Origin of the sequence: Cohnella zeiphila, assembly GCF_014212055.1 — a bacterium.
In the GTDB taxonomy this organism is placed as follows: Bacteria; Bacillota; Bacilli; order Paenibacillales; family Paenibacillaceae; genus Cohnella; species Cohnella zeiphila.
This window is the reverse complement of sequence record NZ_JACJVO010000001.1, coordinates 161,118-177,411: the sequence shown is the minus strand read 5'-3', so window position 1 is coordinate 177,411 and position 16,294 is coordinate 161,118. Positions and strand designations below refer to the sequence as shown.

General features: G+C 56.7%; 17 protein-coding genes, 1 tRNA gene, 1 pseudogene and 2 riboswitches. Of the genes and pseudogenes, 9 read left to right on the top strand and 10 right to left on the bottom strand.

The features are described 5' to 3' along the window. Nucleotides 1-35: 35 nt before the first annotated feature. Entirely contained in the window at nt 36-236 is a 201-nt protein-coding gene (locus tag H7C18_RS35925) for an S-layer homology domain-containing protein (protein ID WP_420481824.1), read from the bottom strand. A 506-nt stretch (nt 237-742) separates the two neighbouring features. Then, nucleotides 743-828, top strand: a riboswitch (cyclic di-GMP riboswitch). A gap of 34 nt (nt 829-862) precedes the next feature. On the opposite strand from H7C18_RS35925, the gene H7C18_RS00795 reads away from it, so the two are divergent. From H7C18_RS00795 to H7C18_RS00780, 4 genes are all read left to right on the top strand, one after another. Beyond that, entirely contained in the window at nt 863-1,669 is an 807-nt protein-coding gene (locus tag H7C18_RS00795; protein ID WP_185127099.1) for an EAL domain-containing protein, read from the top strand. Nucleotides 1,670-1,694: 25 nt separating this feature from the next. Beyond that, entirely contained in the window at nt 1,695-1,976 is a 282-nt protein-coding gene (locus H7C18_RS00790) for a hypothetical protein (protein WP_238357377.1), read from the top strand. Then, nucleotides 1,973-2,767: a CBS domain-containing protein gene (locus H7C18_RS00785; protein ID WP_185127097.1), complete on the top strand. Its 795-nt coding sequence runs from the start codon at nt 1,973-1,975 to the stop codon at nt 2,765-2,767. Before H7C18_RS00790 ends, H7C18_RS00785 begins: the two co-directional genes overlap by 4 nt. 50 nt (nt 2,768-2,817) lie before the next feature. Beyond that, nucleotides 2,818-2,909: riboswitch (cyclic di-GMP riboswitch) on the top strand. A 49-nt stretch (nt 2,910-2,958) separates the two neighbouring features. Then, nucleotides 2,959-3,126 carry a hypothetical protein gene (locus H7C18_RS00780; protein WP_185127096.1) on the top strand — a complete coding sequence of 56 codons (168 nt, stop codon included), beginning with the start codon at nt 2,959-2,961 and terminating at the stop codon, nt 3,124-3,126. Between the two features lie 165 nt (nt 3,127-3,291). On the opposite strand, the gene H7C18_RS00775 is transcribed toward H7C18_RS00780, so the two are convergent. Next, entirely contained in the window at nt 3,292-4,539 is a 1,248-nt protein-coding gene (locus tag H7C18_RS00775) for a multidrug effflux MFS transporter (RefSeq protein ID WP_185127095.1), read from the bottom strand. A 252-nt stretch (nt 4,540-4,791) separates the two neighbouring features. On the opposite strand from H7C18_RS00775, the gene H7C18_RS00770 reads away from it, so the two are divergent. From H7C18_RS00770 to H7C18_RS00760, 4 genes and pseudogenes are all read left to right on the top strand, one after another. Then, complete coding sequence (locus tag H7C18_RS00770) at nt 4,792-5,724, top strand: VOC family protein (RefSeq protein WP_185127094.1); 933 nt, start codon at nt 4,792-4,794, stop codon at nt 5,722-5,724. 63 nt (nt 5,725-5,787) lie between these two features. Beyond that, a pseudogene (locus H7C18_RS35920) lies at nt 5,788-5,853 on the top strand (TetR/AcrR family transcriptional regulator); the annotation flags it as partial. Then, nucleotides 5,854-6,078: a hypothetical protein gene (locus H7C18_RS00765; RefSeq protein ID WP_420481822.1), complete on the top strand. Its 225-nt coding sequence runs from the start codon at nt 5,854-5,856 to the stop codon at nt 6,076-6,078. It abuts the pseudogene before it with no gap. Between the two features lie 25 nt (nt 6,079-6,103). Then, nucleotides 6,104-7,138 (top strand): MFS transporter, encoded by a 1,035-nt coding sequence (locus H7C18_RS00760; protein WP_185127093.1) that lies wholly within the window; start codon nt 6,104-6,106, stop codon nt 7,136-7,138. 76 nt (nt 7,139-7,214) lie between these two features. On the opposite strand, the gene H7C18_RS00755 is transcribed toward H7C18_RS00760, so the two are convergent. The 7 genes from H7C18_RS00755 to H7C18_RS00725 form a co-directional block, all read right to left on the bottom strand. Next, the gene (locus H7C18_RS00755) at nt 7,215-8,219 is read right to left on the bottom strand and encodes an oxidoreductase (RefSeq protein ID WP_185127092.1); all 1,005 of its coding nucleotides are present in this window, start codon (nt 8,217-8,219) and stop codon (nt 7,215-7,217) included. Next, nucleotides 8,206-8,619, bottom strand: a complete 414-nt coding sequence (locus tag H7C18_RS00750; protein WP_238357376.1) for a MerR family transcriptional regulator — start codon at nt 8,617-8,619, stop codon at nt 8,206-8,208. Before H7C18_RS00750 ends, H7C18_RS00755 begins: the two co-directional genes overlap by 14 nt. Nucleotides 8,620-8,804: 185 nt before the next feature. Next, the gene (locus tag H7C18_RS00745) at nt 8,805-12,125 is read right to left on the bottom strand and encodes an InlB B-repeat-containing protein (protein WP_185127090.1); all 3,321 of its coding nucleotides are present in this window, start codon (nt 12,123-12,125) and stop codon (nt 8,805-8,807) included. A 393-nt stretch (nt 12,126-12,518) separates the two neighbouring features. Then, nucleotides 12,519-12,606, bottom strand: a tRNA-Leu gene (locus H7C18_RS00740). A gap of 158 nt (nt 12,607-12,764) precedes the next feature. After that, nucleotides 12,765-13,016, bottom strand: a complete 252-nt coding sequence (locus tag H7C18_RS00735; RefSeq protein ID WP_185127089.1) for a hypothetical protein — start codon at nt 13,014-13,016, stop codon at nt 12,765-12,767. Between the two features lie 87 nt (nt 13,017-13,103). Beyond that, entirely contained in the window at nt 13,104-13,433 is a 330-nt protein-coding gene (locus H7C18_RS00730; RefSeq protein WP_185127088.1) for a hypothetical protein, read from the bottom strand. A 115-nt stretch (nt 13,434-13,548) separates the two neighbouring features. Beyond that, nucleotides 13,549-14,118 carry a xanthine phosphoribosyltransferase gene (locus tag H7C18_RS00725; RefSeq protein ID WP_185127087.1) on the bottom strand — a complete coding sequence of 190 codons (570 nt, stop codon included), beginning with the start codon at nt 14,116-14,118 and terminating at the stop codon, nt 13,549-13,551. A 216-nt stretch (nt 14,119-14,334) separates the two neighbouring features. Between H7C18_RS00725 and H7C18_RS00720 the strand changes: the two genes are divergently transcribed. Next, nucleotides 14,335-14,982 (top strand): hypothetical protein, encoded by a 648-nt coding sequence (locus tag H7C18_RS00720; protein ID WP_185127086.1) that lies wholly within the window; start codon nt 14,335-14,337, stop codon nt 14,980-14,982. Here H7C18_RS00720 and H7C18_RS00715 read toward each other — a convergent pair. Beyond that, the gene (locus tag H7C18_RS00715) at nt 14,972-16,267 is read right to left on the bottom strand and encodes an ArsB/NhaD family transporter (RefSeq protein ID WP_185127085.1); all 1,296 of its coding nucleotides are present in this window, start codon (nt 16,265-16,267) and stop codon (nt 14,972-14,974) included. The two genes, H7C18_RS00720 and H7C18_RS00715, sit on opposite strands and share 11 nt — an antisense overlap. Between the last annotated feature and the right edge of the window lie 27 nt (nt 16,268-16,294).

Genomic DNA, 16,294 nt, shown 5'->3' with positions numbered 1-16,294 from the left:
AAGACCCGGAGGGTTATCCCCGGGTCCTGCCGTTTTTATTTTTCGAAAAGAAGACGATAGATCAGGACAGCCGCTTCGGCGCGGGAAAGCGAGTCCTTCGGGTGAATTTCTCCGTTGTCTCCCTGTACGACTCCTGCGTCCACTAGCAGCGAGATGCTAATCTTCGCGTAACCGGCTACGGCGTCCGCGTCTTCAAACCGGGTCAGGTCCCCGTTTTCGACGGAAGGAGCCTTCACGTTCGAACCATAGTACACGCTATGATCGTAAGCCGTTCCCGATCCCGAGGCGATCGTGACCGTCTGGGAAGCGGCGGAAGCCGCGTTGTAATCCCGGGGATGACCATATTGCCGCCGCAGCGGCGCTGAGCCTCGAAGACCGGCTCCCATACCTCGCGGGAAGGCTTCTCAGCACCATATTCCGGACATGACGAATGGCCGTGGTCGATTCGACTCGGCTAACGATGGCGGTATCGCGATTGACGATGAATTTTTGTCGTTCTGCGCTCATAAGATAACCATTCCTTTTTCTCTCGTTCTATTAGGACTTCGTCCCGACTTTTCCAGTATAAGGACGCGGCTTCCGCGGCAGAAGGCGGGCCATGAATCTCTTTCTTTCAATATCGATCGAAGAAGATATTTCCAAAGAGAAACATATGTTCTGTAGGAATTAGTCGATTTTTGGCGAAGCATAAATAGGATAGGTACAAAGTGTGATAGCATAGTCCTTTCGACTGATGCGTTCAAACCGATAATCGCAAACCTTTTGAAAAAAAGGGACGCAAAACCTATGGGCCTAAGGATCCATGTCTATGGCAGCCAGGTTACCGAAATTGTCGATCATAGAAAGGAAACTCGTGACAACGATGGAAAAGACCATTGTACAGCAGGAATTTTATCACTTGTTCCAGCCGGTGAAACGCCTGGCCGATCGATCCGTGCTCGGTTACGAGGCGCTCATCCGGTGCGACGCCGTCGGCTCGCCCGACGTGCTGTTCAAGGCGGCAGCCGAGCAGCAGCGGCTGTTCGAGTTGGACACGCTGTCCATTTACAGCGCCATTGCCGCTTTCTTCGCCGATCCGATCCGGAGAGAATCAGATGAAGTTTTGTTTCTGAACGTTTTCCCGTCGTCACTCGCGGAAGAGACCTTCCCCCAATTTGTCGAAAAGGCTCTGCGGGACTACCTGAGGTTCGCCCGCCGCATCGTGTTCGAAATCAACGAAACGGTGTCGCAGGCCGCCAGTTGGGACGACGAACACTTTATCCGCAACGTGAAATGGCTTCGGGACGCCGATTTTCGGATCGCGTTCGACGATGTGGGGGAAGGAGCGGTGACGATCCGCAAGATCGTCGAACTTGCTCCCGACTACATTAAGCTGGACCGTTTTTTCGGTCGGGATCTGGCAGCCAACTCCAAAAAACGGAAGCTGCTGAAGTTGTTCGCGGAATACTGCAGGGACGAAGCGATGCTGATCCTGGAGGGAATCGAAGAAGCGGAAGATCTGCTGCAGGCGCAGCAATTGAGCGTCACGTTGGGACAGGGCTATCTGCTATCCAGACCGAAGCGGCTGGCGGACCTGGCCAACGGACGTCCCTTCAATCCACCGTCAAGGGAGTCAGAGGCAATTGGAAGAAAGAAAGAATTATTCGAGAAAAGCGATGTTGTCCCTTAAAATTTCCGAATTTGAAATGCCCCCCATGCAGGATTTGCTTATCATCGGCAAGCGCGCCCCGATCGGTCCCGAAGCGGTGCGGCGAATGGCCGAAGCGCTCAGCCCGGACCAATTCTCCATCGTCCGGATCGAGCATCCCAAGATCGAAGCCGTGCTGATCCGCACTTCCTTGCTGCAAATGCTGGACGAACGCGTCTTGGTCAACATCATCATCCAGGAAGCGGAGGCGCTCATCAACGAAACGATGGTGCTTCGTTCCGAATTGAAGGTGGCCGTATCCGTGCAACGGGAGGTGGATATGTCTTGAAAGTCGGAGAAGTGATGACCCGCTCGATACACAGCGTCTCGTCCGGCCGCAGCGTGCTGCGCGCGTCCGAGCTGATGGAGCGGCATCGGATCGGCTCCCTGCTCGTCATCGATTCGGGCGAACTCGTCGGCATCATCACTTCGCGCGACGTTCGGTCCACCCATCCGAACCGGATCGTCGCCGACGCCATGACAACGGATCCGATCGGCGTTCCCGCGGACACCTTCTTATGGGACGCCCTGGGGGTCATGGAGAAGCACGGCATCGAGCGGCTCATCGTGCATGCGGACGGCGCCGTCCCCCCCGGGATCGTCACCCGGGAGACGCTGGTCTCCCGCCTGGCCGAATGGATGGATTCGATGACGGGCTTGTACAAGGCGCCGTATATCGAATCCATTGCAAGAGACCTGCTGGACCGCGGCGAGCCGTTTCATTTTCTGTTTATCGATCTGAACGACTTCGGCAGGATCAACAAGCAATACGGCCATCCGGTCGGAGACGACCTCATCCGCGGCTTCGCGGCGAAGCTGAAGTCCGTGTTCGACGAGAGCGACTTCCTGTGCCGCTATGCGGGAGACGAGTTCGCCGTGTTGACCCGGCGTGCCGATTCCTTCGTGCGAGAAGCGATCGGCACGCTCGCCGCCGGATTCTCGGCCGGTCCGGCCGACATCACGGCATCCGTCGGCTGGCTCGACGTCGGCCGCGAACCGCAGCCGGCCCATCTGTCGTTCCGGGAGTTGCTCCGCAGAGCGAGTCTGATGTCCACGGAGGCCAAACCGACGGGGGCGTAAATTCTTCTTGCGGTAGTGAAAAGTTTCAGATATCATATTTCGAGAATATCCACTGACAAGGGCAAACTTGTTGAAAAACAAGGACGCAAAGCCACGGGTCTAAGGTTGAGGTTGGATCAACTAGGATCGCCGGGCTGCCGGAGGCGCACGCTATGCCAATGGCCGACAGAAGTGGGAATTGGGGAGGAACCATGGCAATTGGAGCTAGCGGCAAAACATTGGAAATTCTTACGACCGACGACGAGCTTGAAGAGTTGGCGAGGCAAATCATCGAGGGCTTAAGCCGGGAAGACGCGCGCACGCTGTGTCTTGCCTTGTACGAACTATACAACGGACTGACCAAACCAATCTATCATTAATGAACAAATCCCCCAAAAGTGAAGGAATGCTCTGAAGTTAAATCCGATTCCTTTTGGGCAATTATCCACAGGAAATTTAATCGCATCATTTCCTAAACAACGAAAACGGCGGCGGAAGCGACTTGAGGTTCAAGTCCTTCCGCCGCCGTTGTTTGCGGCTTGGCTTCAATGAGCCGCCGTCGTGCAGCTTTCCGAAGACGGCGGTGCATCCTGCGGCTTGCTTCCGCTCGGCTTGCCGGCCAGCCCGAAGTAGGCGAGCAGCGCGATGGCGCTCGTCGCCAGGATGATCAGTCCGAGCGGCACCGCCGTATCCTCGCCGGCGATGCCGACCAGCGGAGAGACCGCCGAACCGAGCAGGAACGGGATGACGCCCAGCAGCGCCGCCGCGCTGCCCGCCATATGGCCCTGGCTCTCCATGGCGAGCGTAAAGGCGGCCGTCGACGTGATGCCGATCGAAGCGACGAAGCAGAAGAGCGGCACGACCAGGGTAAACAGCGGCCCGTGCGTGATCGCCGCCGCCAGCACGGCCAGGCTTGCGGCGCCGGCCAACCATAGCCCGAACAGCAGCAGCGAGCGTTCCGAGAAGCGTCGGCTCATCCGGCCGACGATCTGCGAGCCGATGATAAGGCTGATGCCGTTCGAGCCGAACAGCAGCGCGAAGACGGTCGGGCTCACCCCGTACATATGCTGATAGATAAACGGCGTTCCGGACACGTAGGCGAAGACGCCCGCGATCATGACGCCCTGCGCGAGCATATAGCCGGCGAATTGGCGATTGCGCAGCAGCGAAGCGAAATTGCGGAGCTGCTGTCCGATATCGGCCGGTACGCGGCGCTCGGGCGGCAGCGTCTCCTTCAGCCGCCACTGGGTCATCGCCAGCAGATAAAGCCCGAGGATGCCAAGCGCCAGGAATACACCGACCCAGGAGGTCAGCGCCAGGACGCCGCTGCCGACGACCGGCGCCGCCAGCGGGCCGAGGTTGCCGACCAGCATCAGCATCGAGAAAAACTTGGTCAATTCGCGTCCGTTGTACAGATCTCGCGCAATGGCCCGGGAGATGACGATCCCGGCCGAAGCGGCGAAGCCCTGGATGAACCGGAACGCGATCAGCAGCGAGATATGCGGCGACAAGGCGCAGGCGAACGAAGCGGCGGCATAGCCGATCATCGCGATCAGCAGCGGTCCGCGCCGTCCGCGAACGTCGCTCAGGGAGCCCATGACCAGCTGGCCGATGCCGAGTCCGAGCAGGCAGGCGGTCAGGCTCAGCTGCACGAGAGAGGCCGAAGTGCCGAAGCGGTCGGCAATCTCCGGGAACGCGGGCAAATACATATCGATCGTAAACGGGCCGAGCGTCGAGAAGATGCCCAGCAATAGAGCCAGGCCGACGGCCGGTCGATGATTCTTGGTGCTCATAGGGTACGATTCTCCTCCTGAAGTTTACTCCTATCCGCGGGCTCTCTTTTTTTATATTCGCAAGGCGATTCCGGCCGCGCTGCGACGAGTCCGATATTCATCCTATCACAAATGCGGGCGTCCGCATACGCCTATTCGGCCGGCCTGTTCATGCGTTTTTTCTATTAAGACCGCAATCGAAAAGAAACGCAATCTCTTATCCTATGATAGAATGGAAACGATAGCCTACTTTTGCGATTAGGAGGAAATGTCATGACCGATGCCCAAAGAAGTTCGCTCGGCAACCCGATCATCCCACACCTTTGGTTCGACAAAGAGGCGAAAGAAGCCGCGGAGTTCTATTGTTCCGTCTTTCCGGAGTCCCGAATGACGAGTTCGACGGTTTTGCGCGATACGCCTTCGGGCGATGCCGATCTCGTCTCCTTCACCGTATGGGGACAGCCGTTTATGGCCATCTCCGCAGGGCCGTACTTTACGATCAATCCTTCCATATCGTTTATCGTAAACTTTGACCCGTCCAGGGAGAAACATGCGAGAGACCTTCTCAATGAGACATGGAGCAAGCTGTCCGACGGCGGCACCGCTCTGATGCCGCTCGATAAATACCCGTTCAGCAAATGGTACGGTTGGATCCAGGACAAGTATGGCGTTTCGTGGCAGCTTATGCTGACGAATCCGGACGGAGTGCCGAGGCCGACGATTGTGCCATCTCTGATGTTTGTCGGCGATAATTGCGGCAAGGCCGAAGAGGCGCGCGAGTTGTACCTCTCGATCTTCCGGAATGCCAAGCCGGGCAGTCTCTTCCGGTATGGCCCCGGCCAGGAGCCGGACCGGGAGGGGACGGTGATGTTCACCGACTTCATGCTGGAGAACACCTGGTTTGCGGCCATGGACAGCGCGCATCGACACGCTTTCCAATTCAACGAGGCGGTCTCTCTCCTGGTCGTTTGCGAGACGCAGGAGGAAATCGATTATTACTGGGAGAAGCTTTCGGCCGACCCCAAAGCCGAACAATGCGGCTGGCTCAAAGACAAATTCGGCGTCTCGTGGCAGATCAGCCCCGCCGCGATGGACGAGATGATGGCCAAGGGAACGCCGGAACAGATCGAACGCGTCACGAAGGCGTTCCTGAAGATGAAGAAATTTAATCTTGCGGAATTGCAAAAAGCTTATCAAGGATCCTGATCATAACCCGCGAAGAGCCTTATCGGTTCGGGCCTTCCGCGGGTTTTTTATTTGATATGATGACTGACGAAGTTCGCCCTTCACGGTTATGAAGGAGCCTCGCTGTCCCAAATCGCGGATGAGGTCGGGATGAAGAAGCAATCGATTTACGCTCATTTTAAAGGAAAAGACGAGCTGTTTATGCACATTTTGCGTGATGCGAAGGAAATCGAATTATCTTCCAAACTCCGATACGTAAGCGAAATGGTCGATTCCCTTATGCTGAGCCTGGTTTACGACAATGACGAGAACAGACTCAACGAGAAGTTGGAAGCCTCCTGGACCGTTTTTTGGAGAGGGATTTCTCGCCGCTGAATTTGCAATCGGATGAGGGATAAATATGGTTTTGATCATTTTGCTAAGCAACGTCTTTATTGCCTTTCTGGGCATCGGGCTCGTAATTCCCGTCATGCCCTCCTTCATGGAAATCATGCACTTGTCGGGGAAAACGATGGGATCCCTCGTCGCCGTCTTCACGATGGCCCAATTGGTCATGTCCCCGCTCGCAGGCCGCTGGGTCGACCGGTACGGCCGGAAGATCATGATCATCCTCGGCATGGTGCTGTTCGGCGTTTCCGAATTGATTTTCGGCTTGGGCACGCATGTGGCCGTGCTTTATTTCTCTAGAATGATCGGCGGATTCAGCGCCGCCTTCATCATGCCCGCCGTGACCGCGTATTTCGCGGACGTCACAACCGTCGAGGAACGGCCCAAAGCGATGGGATACCTGTCCGCCGCCATCAGCACCGGCTTTATTATCGGCACCGGCATCGGCGGCTTTCTCGCGGAATACGGCGTCCGCACGCCTTTCTATTTTGCGGATCCGCTTTACGCAATCGCCTTTATCCTCGTGTTCGTCTTGGCCTTCGGTTTATCTGCCTATGAGACGATCTTCCGCCTGTTTACCGCTCATAAATTCGGCTTCACCCCGGGCGACATCGCCGCGATTATTACGATCAGCTCCCTGTTCGGCGTTGTCGTGCAGATCTTCCTGTTCGGGAAAATGGTGCAGCGGCTTGGCGAGAAAAAGCTGATCCAGATCTGCTTGATCGCGGGAGCGATTCTGGCGGCGGCGTCTGTCGTGATCTCCGGCTTCTGGGCCGTGTTGGCGCTCACCTGCTTCATCTTCCTCGCCTTCGACCTGCTTCGTCCGGCGCTGACGACTTTCCTGTCCCGTTCCGCAGGCAATGAGCAAGGATTCGTAGCCGGGATGAACTCCACTTACACGAGCCTGGGCAATATCGTCGGACCGGCGACCGGCGGTATCTTATTCGACGTGAACATTCATTATCCGTATGGATTCTCCGCCGTCATCATGGCCATCGGTCTCGGAATTACAGCCGTTTGGCAAGGGAGAGAAGCAACGTCAAAATGAAAAAGCCGGCGATATCATGTGAGCCCTTATTTCTGCTTGCCTCCATGAATGCGGAATCGATTCGAATCGTCGTTTCTTAGATTTCAAACTTTACTCCCGTCAATCGTTCGCTGACGCTCCAAAGTCTTGCGGCGGATTCCGGATCAGTCGCCCAAGGAGAAACCCCGGCTTGATTCGGTTGGCCTTCCTGTCCCGGTTCCACCGTACGGGCGATGTCCGCGTTTTCGCAATACACACCGCCTTTTCCGTCAAGCATGGGGCTTACTGCGCACCATACGATAGTCGCGGCGCCTTCCGGAACCGTTTTTTGCTCCTCGTTATAGGAAGTAAAGCCTCGTTGTCCTTGCTCGTTAATAGCTCCCATGGCTTGAAGTTCCTCGTCGGAAAGATGCCGGGCCAAATCCGTCAAAATACTGCCGGGATGAACGGAAAAGGCGCGTACCCCGGCGCTTTGGCCTCTCCGGTCCAGTTCCAGAGCGAATAAGGCGTTTGCGGTTTTGGACTGCGCGTATGCCGCCCACTTGCGGTAAGGCTTGTTTTGGAAGAACAAGTCGTCGAAGTCGATTCCGCCAAGCCGGTGGCCTTTGGAGGAGACGGACACGACTCTTGCGCCTTCAGCCGCTTGGAGCGCAGGCCATAGACGTGCCGTTAATTGGAAGTGCCCCAGGTGGTTCACGGCAAATTGCTGCTCGAACCCCCTTCCGTCATATGCTTCTTCCGAAGCCATCACGCCTGCGCTATTAACCAGAATGTGCAAAGGACGTTCGGAACGGAGAAACCTCTCGGCAAAAGCGTCAATCGATGCGGGATCCATCAGATCCAGCATTTCCAGCTCGGCGCCGGGAACGGATGCCAATGCGGCCTTTGCTTTCTCCGGCGTGCGTGCGGGAACGATGATTTGAGCGCCCGCACCGGCTAAGACCCGGGCGGTTTCAAGACCAAGTCCCGAGTAGCCTCCCGTTATGATAGCCACTTTGCCCTTCAAATCGACGTCTCCGAGAGCCTCAGCCGCCGTAGTCCGAGGACCGAATCCGGAATTTAACGGCTTCTGCGGAGTCCATTCGTTTTTATTCAGATTCATGTTGCAGCTCTCCCTTCGATAGTCTGCCGTCTTTCACTTCCTGAAAATGCTCCAGCTTGTACTTGAGCAGCTCCAGCGTGGCCGTCCATTCGGCAATTTCCGCTTCGACCGAAACCCGGTGCTCGTCCAGCAGGGCGTAACATTTTTCCTCGTCCTGTTCGTTATACGCTGCAATATATTCCTGAATTTTTTTGAGCGGCATGCGCGTGTTTCTCAGATAGGTCACAAACACGATCTTGCCTAAGTCAATAGCACTGTACTCGCGCTGGCCGCTGTATCCGCGTTCCGGCGGGCGAATCAGCCCGATTTTCTCGTAGTAGCGAAGGGTATCCGGCGATAATCCCGTTTGTTCGGCAATCTCGGCAATGGTATAAGCCCGATTCGGGTCAACCCTGTACAATTGACTTCCTCCCCTGTCTTGGCTGAATATCGGATACATGCTCATCATATCCGCTGGAGCGAACTCCAAGTCAAATCCATTATTTGTTGAATTGTCATGGATACACCTAAATAAATCTAAAACTCCGCGCTGCGCACGGAGTTTCGGGACAATAACTTACATTCATTATATTAGCGTAAATAGCTTTATATCTGTAGGGAAAGCATATTCAGCAGCGCAGTAACCGCTTCGGCCCGAGTGGCTTGGAGACTAGGCGCGAACCGGTTAGCGCCTATCCCTTGCATGATACCCGTCTGCGATACGAACGAGATGCCGTCTTCTGCCCAGGCGGGAATATCGCCGGCGTCCGCGAACGACGCCGTGACATTCGTATCGGCGGAGCGACCCAACGCTTTCGCAATCATTGATGCCATCTCCGCGCGTGAAATAAGCGTATCAGGACGAAAGGTGCCGTCCGGGAAGCCTTGGATTATACCTGCTTCCGACGCTTGCGCGATTGCCTTCCGCGCCCAAGCGCCGATCATCGCTGAATCCGTGAACGGCAACGCCTCCCCCTCGCCAGTCGGCCTCAACGCGTTCATTAACATAACCGCGAATTCCGTCCGAGTGACCGTCTTATCGGGTTTGAACGTTCCGTCAGGATATCCCAAGGCGACTCCTTGGTTTACCGCTTTAATAATATTCGCTTCCGCCCAATGCCCGGAGATGTCGCTTAGGTCCGGCGTATGGGCTGTTGGCGGGTCGCCGACGGCGAATACCGCGTATTTCGTAAAGTGATCGACTTTCACGGTGATTCGATTGCCGATAACCGTACCGCCGCCGACTTCGACCCATTCCTTCTTCGATTCGTCGTAATAGAATACCGCGGCTCTCTGGTCGCCGCTTACATTCGATGAATCGAAAACGATAGTAAGCGTGACCGGAAGGTTAAAGTTCTCGGAGAAGTTTTTGATCATCTCGAAAATCGGACTGACTAATTTAATGTTATTGTGATTCGTCAGCAGGTTTTGATCGTTCAGCAATTCTTCTATCTTTAACTGCAGATCTTTGCTCGTAGCACCGGCAGGAATCGTTACCGTGATCTGATCCCCTAGTCCGGCCTTGCCAGGTTTACCCGCCGGTAACGTTAAAATCCCGTCCGTTGAGACCGTTGGCGTCGGATCCCCCGGCGGAATCACCGGAGGATTCATCGGCGGATTCACCGGAGGATTCATCGGCGGATTCACCGGAGGATTCACCGGCGGAATCACTGGCGGATTCGCCTCCCACTGCGCGTACAGCGTCACGTTCGAAGCTCCCATCGGGAACGAGGCGCCTGCCTCATAGCTCGTTCCGCTTCCGTCCGCTGCCGTATTCCAGCCCGCAAACGTATACCCTGATTTCTCCAAATGCCTAGTATTCCCCGCTACCGTTACCGATTCACCTTGTAAATACGAATTGTTATCCGTAGGAGCGAGCCCTCCAGCGCTTCCATTGCCGTCATAAAAAATCGCGTACGTCTGCGACCACTGAGCGTACAACGTCACGTTCGCCGCTATATCGAACGTGGAACCTGCCGCATAGCTCGTTCCGCTTCCGTCCGCCGCCGTATTCCAGCCCGCGAAGACGTAACCCGTTCTCGTCAAACTTCCCGTGTTATCGGCCACCGTAACCGACGCGTTAGGCAAGTACGTGGTGTTATCCGTAGGAACGACGCCTCCCGTACTGCCGTTGCCGTCGTAAGAAATCGTGTACGTCTGCTTCCACTGGGCGTACAGCGTCACGTCGGCCGCTCCCATAACGAACGTGGAACCTGGCGCGTAAGTCCATCCGCTTCCGTCCGCCACCTTACTCCAGCCCGCGAAAACGTACCCTGCTCTTGCTAAATTTCCCGTGTTACCGGCCACCGTAACCGAATCCCTTTCCCAGTACATAGCGTCATCTGTCGGAACGGCGCCTTCCGTACTTCCGTTCCCGTTATAGGTGACGCGGTGCCTCGGGTCCTCCTTCCATTGGGCGTACAACGTCAAATTTGAGGTCATTTTGAACATATTGCCGGGCGCATAATTCATTCCGCTTCCGTCCGCCGCAGTGTTCCAACCCGCAAATAGGTAACCCGTCTTCGTTAAATTCCCCGTGTTTTCCGGAGCCTCGACGAACTCTACTTGCGAATACGTATTGCCATCCGTCGGCGCGGTTCCTCCCGTATTGCCGTTGCCGTCGTACGTAACGGTGAACTTCTGCGTCCACTGCGCGTACAGTGTCACGTCGGCCGCACCCATTTCGAACGTGGAACCTGGCGCGTAAGTCGATCCGCTTCCGTCCGCCACCTTACTCCAGCCCGCGAAAACGTACCCTGCTCTTGCTAAATTTCCCGCGTTACCGGCCACCGTAACCGAATCCCTTTCCCAGTACATAGCGTTATCCGTCGGAACGGTGCCTTCCGTACTTCCGTTCCCGTTATAGGTGACGCGGTGCCTCGGGTCCGCTTTCCATTGGGCGTACAACGTCAAATTAGAGGTCATTTTGAACATATTGCCGGGCGCATAATTCATTCCGCTTCCGTCCGCCGCAGTGTTCCAACCCGCAAATAGGAAGCCCGTCTTCGATAAATTCCCCGTGTTTTCCGATGCCGTAACGAACTCTACTCGCGAATACGTATTGCCATCCGTCGGCGCGGTACCTCCCGTATTGCCGTTCCCGCTATAAGTTAAAGCGTACGGGTCCGCGTTTTGCAAGATCGCGCCGCTACCCATCACTAAAAAAGCGCCGTTCGCGAATGTGACGCCGCTAAGAAAACCGCCCGCGATGCCTCCTGACCAGCGGGTCGTCCAGGTCGCGCCATCGGAAGAAGTGAGTATCGTCTCCTCTTGCCCCACCGCCACGTACGTACCGTCGGCGTATATGACGTCCCTCAGTTCATACGTGGTATTCGTCGTTCGGGACGTCCAGCTCACGCCGTCGCCGGAGGTCAATAACGTTCCCTTGTATCCTACTGCCACGAACCGGTTATTGCCAAAAGTGACGCCGTAAAGCTCTTCGGTCGTACCGGACGCGACGTTCGTCCAGGTCGCGCCGTCGACCGAGGTTTGGATGATCCCGTCAGTTCCCACCGCCACAAATTTGCCGTTACCGTAGGTAACGCCGTATATATGATTATGAATCGAATCTTGCACCGTCCAGCCGAAAAAGTCTGCGGAGGCGGAGGTCGCAATGTTTCCGTTGGTACCGACCGCTATATACTTGCCATTGCCGTAGGAGACGGCAGTGAAGTCTATAAAATTGAAGTTGGGCAGGATACCCGATTTCCAATCCATTCCGTTGGCGGATATAGCGATAATGCCGCCCACGCCGACGGCCACGAAGCTGCCGTTCGCGAAGGTGACGCCTTTATACCCATGGGCTTGCGAATCGGTTAACGTCCAGGTCGCGCCGTCGCCGGAGGTGTAAATCTGGCCCGTCGTGTAATCCTTATAAACGACCGCCACGTACTTGCCGTTGCCATAGGCTACGTCAGTGAATCCCAATTGTAAAGCGTTGCCGTAGGGTAAGTCGTTATAGACCAATTGCAAATTGTTCGGGGGTACCCAATTATCGAGAGAAGCGGCAGAAGACGTTCGAGGACAGAATCCCGCTAAAATAAACAACACCGTAAATAAAAAAAGACAACGTCTGCTCATAAAATGCTCACTCACCTTTCTCAAAAACGAATCCGCTTGCCGATCTTCCGCAATTTCTTCACCCTTCCCATCATAAAGTCGAACGAGCAAAAAAAAATCCCCTCAACGGGGGATGCCGTCGGGGGATATTTCGAAAATATTAGGGCAAACGGACCTCATTATTCGTTTTAGGTCAATTATTCGCGCATCATATAAATAAAAATAAACTCCCCGATTTATCGAAGAGTTTCGCTTTAAGTATGGTGCGGTCGAGAGGACTCGAACCTCCACGGGGGGTTAGCCCACTGGAACCTGAATCCAGCGCGTCTGCCAATTCCGCCACGACCGCATATTTGACTCGCGATGCGACTTGCAGACTGCCTAGCTTCCTTACGTCCGCCGGCTTGTCCGTCGCAATCACGAGACTTATAATAGCACGGGGCCGGAAACGAAGTCAAGGCGTCAGGGAAAGTTCTAATATTCAGTCAATATGGGCCCGGACGAGGCTCAAGCCTCGTCTTCTTCCAGCCTCTCTTCCGCCTTGTCGGTCAACGGAACGGCGCGCGGCTCCGAGGCCGGAGCGATCGCGTAAGCGCGCTTCAGCTTGACGACGCGGCGGTTCGGACGGCGAATAAGCATGCTCTCGTCGTCCCAAGCCACCACGAAGCCGACGACGTCGTTGATCTCCAGCACGTCGCGGACGACACGGACCTTCGTTCCGTCCAGGCGGTACTTGTCCAATTGTTCTTCGGATATCATGGAGGTTCTCCTTTCTTCAAACGAAACCCGCCCAAGACGGCTCTCGTCCGGGGCGGGTCGTTCTTGGGGATGCGTCGAGTACGCCGCTCAGCCGACGTGTTCCCGCGTCTCGTTCGTCTCGTACCAATAATCCAGCACTTTGCCGGACATGACGCGTCCGCGCACGTATTCGGCCTGACGGTCCGTGAACCGTTCCGTCCACGGAATATTCAGCTCGTCGCACAGCTTGACGATGGTCAGCAGCTCGGACCAAGCGACATATCGTTTGTACCAGAAAAATTGCGGATGCTCGATCATGTAGGGATACAGATCGTCGAATTCGGTATGCTTGCAGTCGAGCGCGCGTTCGAAGTGGTTCTTGGCGTGGTCCAGTTTATCCATGAAGAACTCCAGCGACGGATGAAGGTTGTTGTCCATCTCCTGCTCGCCTCCCTTTTGCGACTTACCCTCATTATAAAGCAGGATCGCCCATCCGAAAAGAGACACAAGCCCGGTTCGCCCATGGGAATCGTCCCCTCGGACGGCGATCCCCCTATTCGAATACGATCTCGTTGCCTTCGAGAGAAGAGATCCGTACCAGCGATTCGACCTTGTAGCCCAGTTCGCGCAACGTTCGCCCGCCGGCCTGAAAGGACTTCTCCAGCACGATGCCGATCCCCGCCACTTTGGCGCCCGATTGCTCGACGATCTTGAGCAGCCCTCTTGCCGCGTCTCCGTTGGCGATAATGTCGTCGATGAACAGCACCGAGTCTTCCGGCGCGAGAAGGTTCCTGGAGACGATCAGATCGGTGACGATCCCTTTGGTGAAGGACGGTACCCGTTCCACGTAGGCGTCCGCGTCCCCGAGAAGCGTCTTCTTCCGGCGCGCGAACACAAGCGGAACGCCCAGCGAGTAAGCCGTCGCGAACGCGACGGGAATGCCCGACGACTCGACCGTAATGACCTTCGTAATCGTCCGGCCCGCGAACCGTTTCGCGAATTCCTTGCCCATCTCCATCGTCAGCTCGGGATCGACTCCATGGTTGAGAAGCGAATCCAGCTTCAACACATCGGCGTTGACGACGGTCGCTTCGCGCAAAATCCTTTCCTTTAAAATGTCCATTCGCTCTCACCCGCCCATTCTTTTCCGTTTAACGTATCATATCGAAGCCCATCCGCGCAAGGGATCCGGCTCCGTTCAAGCGCCGCAGGACCGGGACCAAATACCTAACCGCTAAGACCCGGGAACCTATTTTGCCGCATTTTGGCAAACGGGTGAAACTTTTCGCGACTTTTAAGGGTCGTTATAGATAAGAGAACATGGAAAGGCGGTCGTCCGATGAACGTTCCCTGGAGGCCGGCCGGGACTACGGCCGGCGTCGTCCTGCTGTTCGCCGCGCTCGTCCTGTGCGTTCCCTCCAACGAAAAGCCGGCCGGCCGGTCCGGCTCCCCCGATGCCGCCAAGCCGCTTTTTTCCGATACGGTTATTCCGCTATCGATCGGAGGGAACGCGCCTCCGGCCGACGCCGGCAAGCATCCGGTAGACGCCGCGGCGGCGTCCCGCGACGAAAGGGACTCTCCGTCCGACGTCGCCTTCGATTCCCGGAACCCGACGCTGGCCGGCCTCGCGCTCGGCATGAAACAAAGCGAAGTCGACAAACGCCTGGGATCTTCCGCCTCGGAGTACGATCTGCCGACCGCGGGAGGAACCGTTCACATGGCCGAATACGATGTTGCGACGGTCGGTTTCGGGCCGGGAAGCTCTGTCGTCTACGTCGAAGTGTCCAAGCCCGGCGCGGACTCGGGGCTCCTCGACATCGGAGTGGGGCAACGCGGCAAACAAGCGGCCGGAACGCTCGGGCTTCCGTTCGCGTCCGAGACGAGGGTGCTTTCCGAGCCGGTCGAGGGCGGTTTGCTCAAGATCGATCTGGAGCCTGCCGCGCAAATGGTCGTGTCCATCAAGCTGATCGGCGAATTCAACCCGTGAGCAGCGTCTGGAGCCAAAGAACCGCGAGCGCCATCGCCAGCACCGGCAGGATGATCTGAACCGCGCGGCGGACATAAAGTCCCCAGCCGATCTCGACGCCTTCCGCGCGCAGCAAGTCCATCCAGAGCAGCGTGGCGAGCGATCCGATCGGGGTCAGCTTGGCGCCGATCGATAAGCCGATCAGGGCCGCGAACGGAAGCGAGGCCGGACCTTGGATCTGGTGGATCGACAGCGACGAGATCAATACGGCCGGCAAGTTGTTCAGCACCGATGCCAACAACGAGAACAGCAAGCCGGAGCCGAAAACCGCCGACGCCTCTCCTCCATGAACGGCGGAGTCCAGCAAGTGCCGGAATCCGTCCGTCGCTCCGTGAAGATACAGGCCGTAAACGACCAAATACATCGATAAGGCGAACACGACAATCAGCCAAGGCGTTCTTCGCACGACTTCCCGCGTATCGACGCTGCCGCGCCAAGCGGCGAGAACCCATAGGGCGAACGAGCCGCCGCAGGCGACGGCCGACACCGGAATGCCAAGCTTGCCGGATAACGCATACCCGGCGAGGATGAGCGCGAGCACCAGCCACGAGAACCGGAACACCCCCCTGTCCTTCAGCGCTGCGGCCGGTTCCGGAAAAATCGCTTGCGCCCGCGTCTCCTGCCCGTCCCGCCGAATCGCTCCCCGGAAAGACAACGTCAGAACGACGATCGTCGCCGCCGCGGCAACGAGTCCCGGCCCTGCCATATGCCTCGCATAATCTCCGAACGTAATGCCGAACGAGTCCGACATCAGAATGTTCGTCAGATTGCTGACCAGCAGCGTGGCGCTGCCCGTATCCGCCATGAAGCCGACTGCCAGCAAATAAGCCAGCCTCGCCTGCAGCCCCATCCCGAGAAGCGCCGTCGTCTCCAGCACGATCGGCGTCATGATCAGAACCGTTCCGTCGTTGTTGAAGAAGGTCGACATTAGGCAGGACAGCCCCGCGAGCCCGATCAGCAGCAACATTTTCCGATGGTGGTACCGGCGTACGATATGAAGGGCGGCCCACCGGAAAAAGCCGATATCGTCCAGCACCGCGGCCAGCATCATGATGCCGATCAGCGACAGCGTCGCGTTCCAGACGAGGCGCCAGATGTACGCCGCGTCCTCCCAACGGATCAAGCCCGCGGCGAGCAGCAGTGCCGCCGCCGGCGCCGCGAACGCTGCCTCATGCCAGCGCCGGGGCTTGCGAATCACAAGGTACATCGTAACGAGAAAGACCGCGATCACCGTAAATAACGCCATTTTCCAATTTCCACCTATCCGAATCGA

Bases quoted from the DNA above. Each gene is read 5' to 3' on its own strand.
- H7C18_RS00795 (WP_185127099.1), top strand. From the start codon at position 863: ATGGAAAAGACCATTGTACAGCAGGAATTTTATCACTTGTTCCAGCCG.
- H7C18_RS00790 (WP_238357377.1), top strand. From the start codon at position 1,695: ATGCAGGATTTGCTTATCATCGGCAAGCGCGCCCCGATCGGTCCCGAA.
- H7C18_RS00780 (WP_185127096.1), top strand. From the start codon at position 2,959: ATGGCAATTGGAGCTAGCGGCAAAACATTGGAAATTCTTACGACCGAC.
- H7C18_RS00775 (WP_185127095.1), bottom strand. From the start codon at position 4,539: ATGAGCACCAAGAATCATCGACCGGCCGTCGGCCTGGCTCTATTGCTG.
- H7C18_RS00770 (WP_185127094.1), top strand. From the start codon at position 4,792: ATGACCGATGCCCAAAGAAGTTCGCTCGGCAACCCGATCATCCCACAC.
- H7C18_RS00765 (WP_420481822.1), top strand. From the start codon at position 5,854: ATGAAGAAGCAATCGATTTACGCTCATTTTAAAGGAAAAGACGAGCTG.
- H7C18_RS00760 (WP_185127093.1), top strand. From the start codon at position 6,104: ATGGTTTTGATCATTTTGCTAAGCAACGTCTTTATTGCCTTTCTGGGC.
- H7C18_RS00755 (WP_185127092.1), bottom strand. From the start codon at position 8,219: ATGAATCTGAATAAAAACGAATGGACTCCGCAGAAGCCGTTAAATTCC.
- H7C18_RS00735 (WP_185127089.1), bottom strand. From the start codon at position 13,016: ATGATATCCGAAGAACAATTGGACAAGTACCGCCTGGACGGAACGAAG.
- H7C18_RS00730 (WP_185127088.1), bottom strand. From the start codon at position 13,433: ATGGACAACAACCTTCATCCGTCGCTGGAGTTCTTCATGGATAAACTG.
- H7C18_RS00725 (WP_185127087.1), bottom strand. From the start codon at position 14,118: ATGGACATTTTAAAGGAAAGGATTTTGCGCGAAGCGACCGTCGTCAAC.
- H7C18_RS00720 (WP_185127086.1), top strand. From the start codon at position 14,335: ATGAACGTTCCCTGGAGGCCGGCCGGGACTACGGCCGGCGTCGTCCTG.
- H7C18_RS00715 (WP_185127085.1), bottom strand. From the start codon at position 16,267: ATGGCGTTATTTACGGTGATCGCGGTCTTTCTCGTTACGATGTACCTT.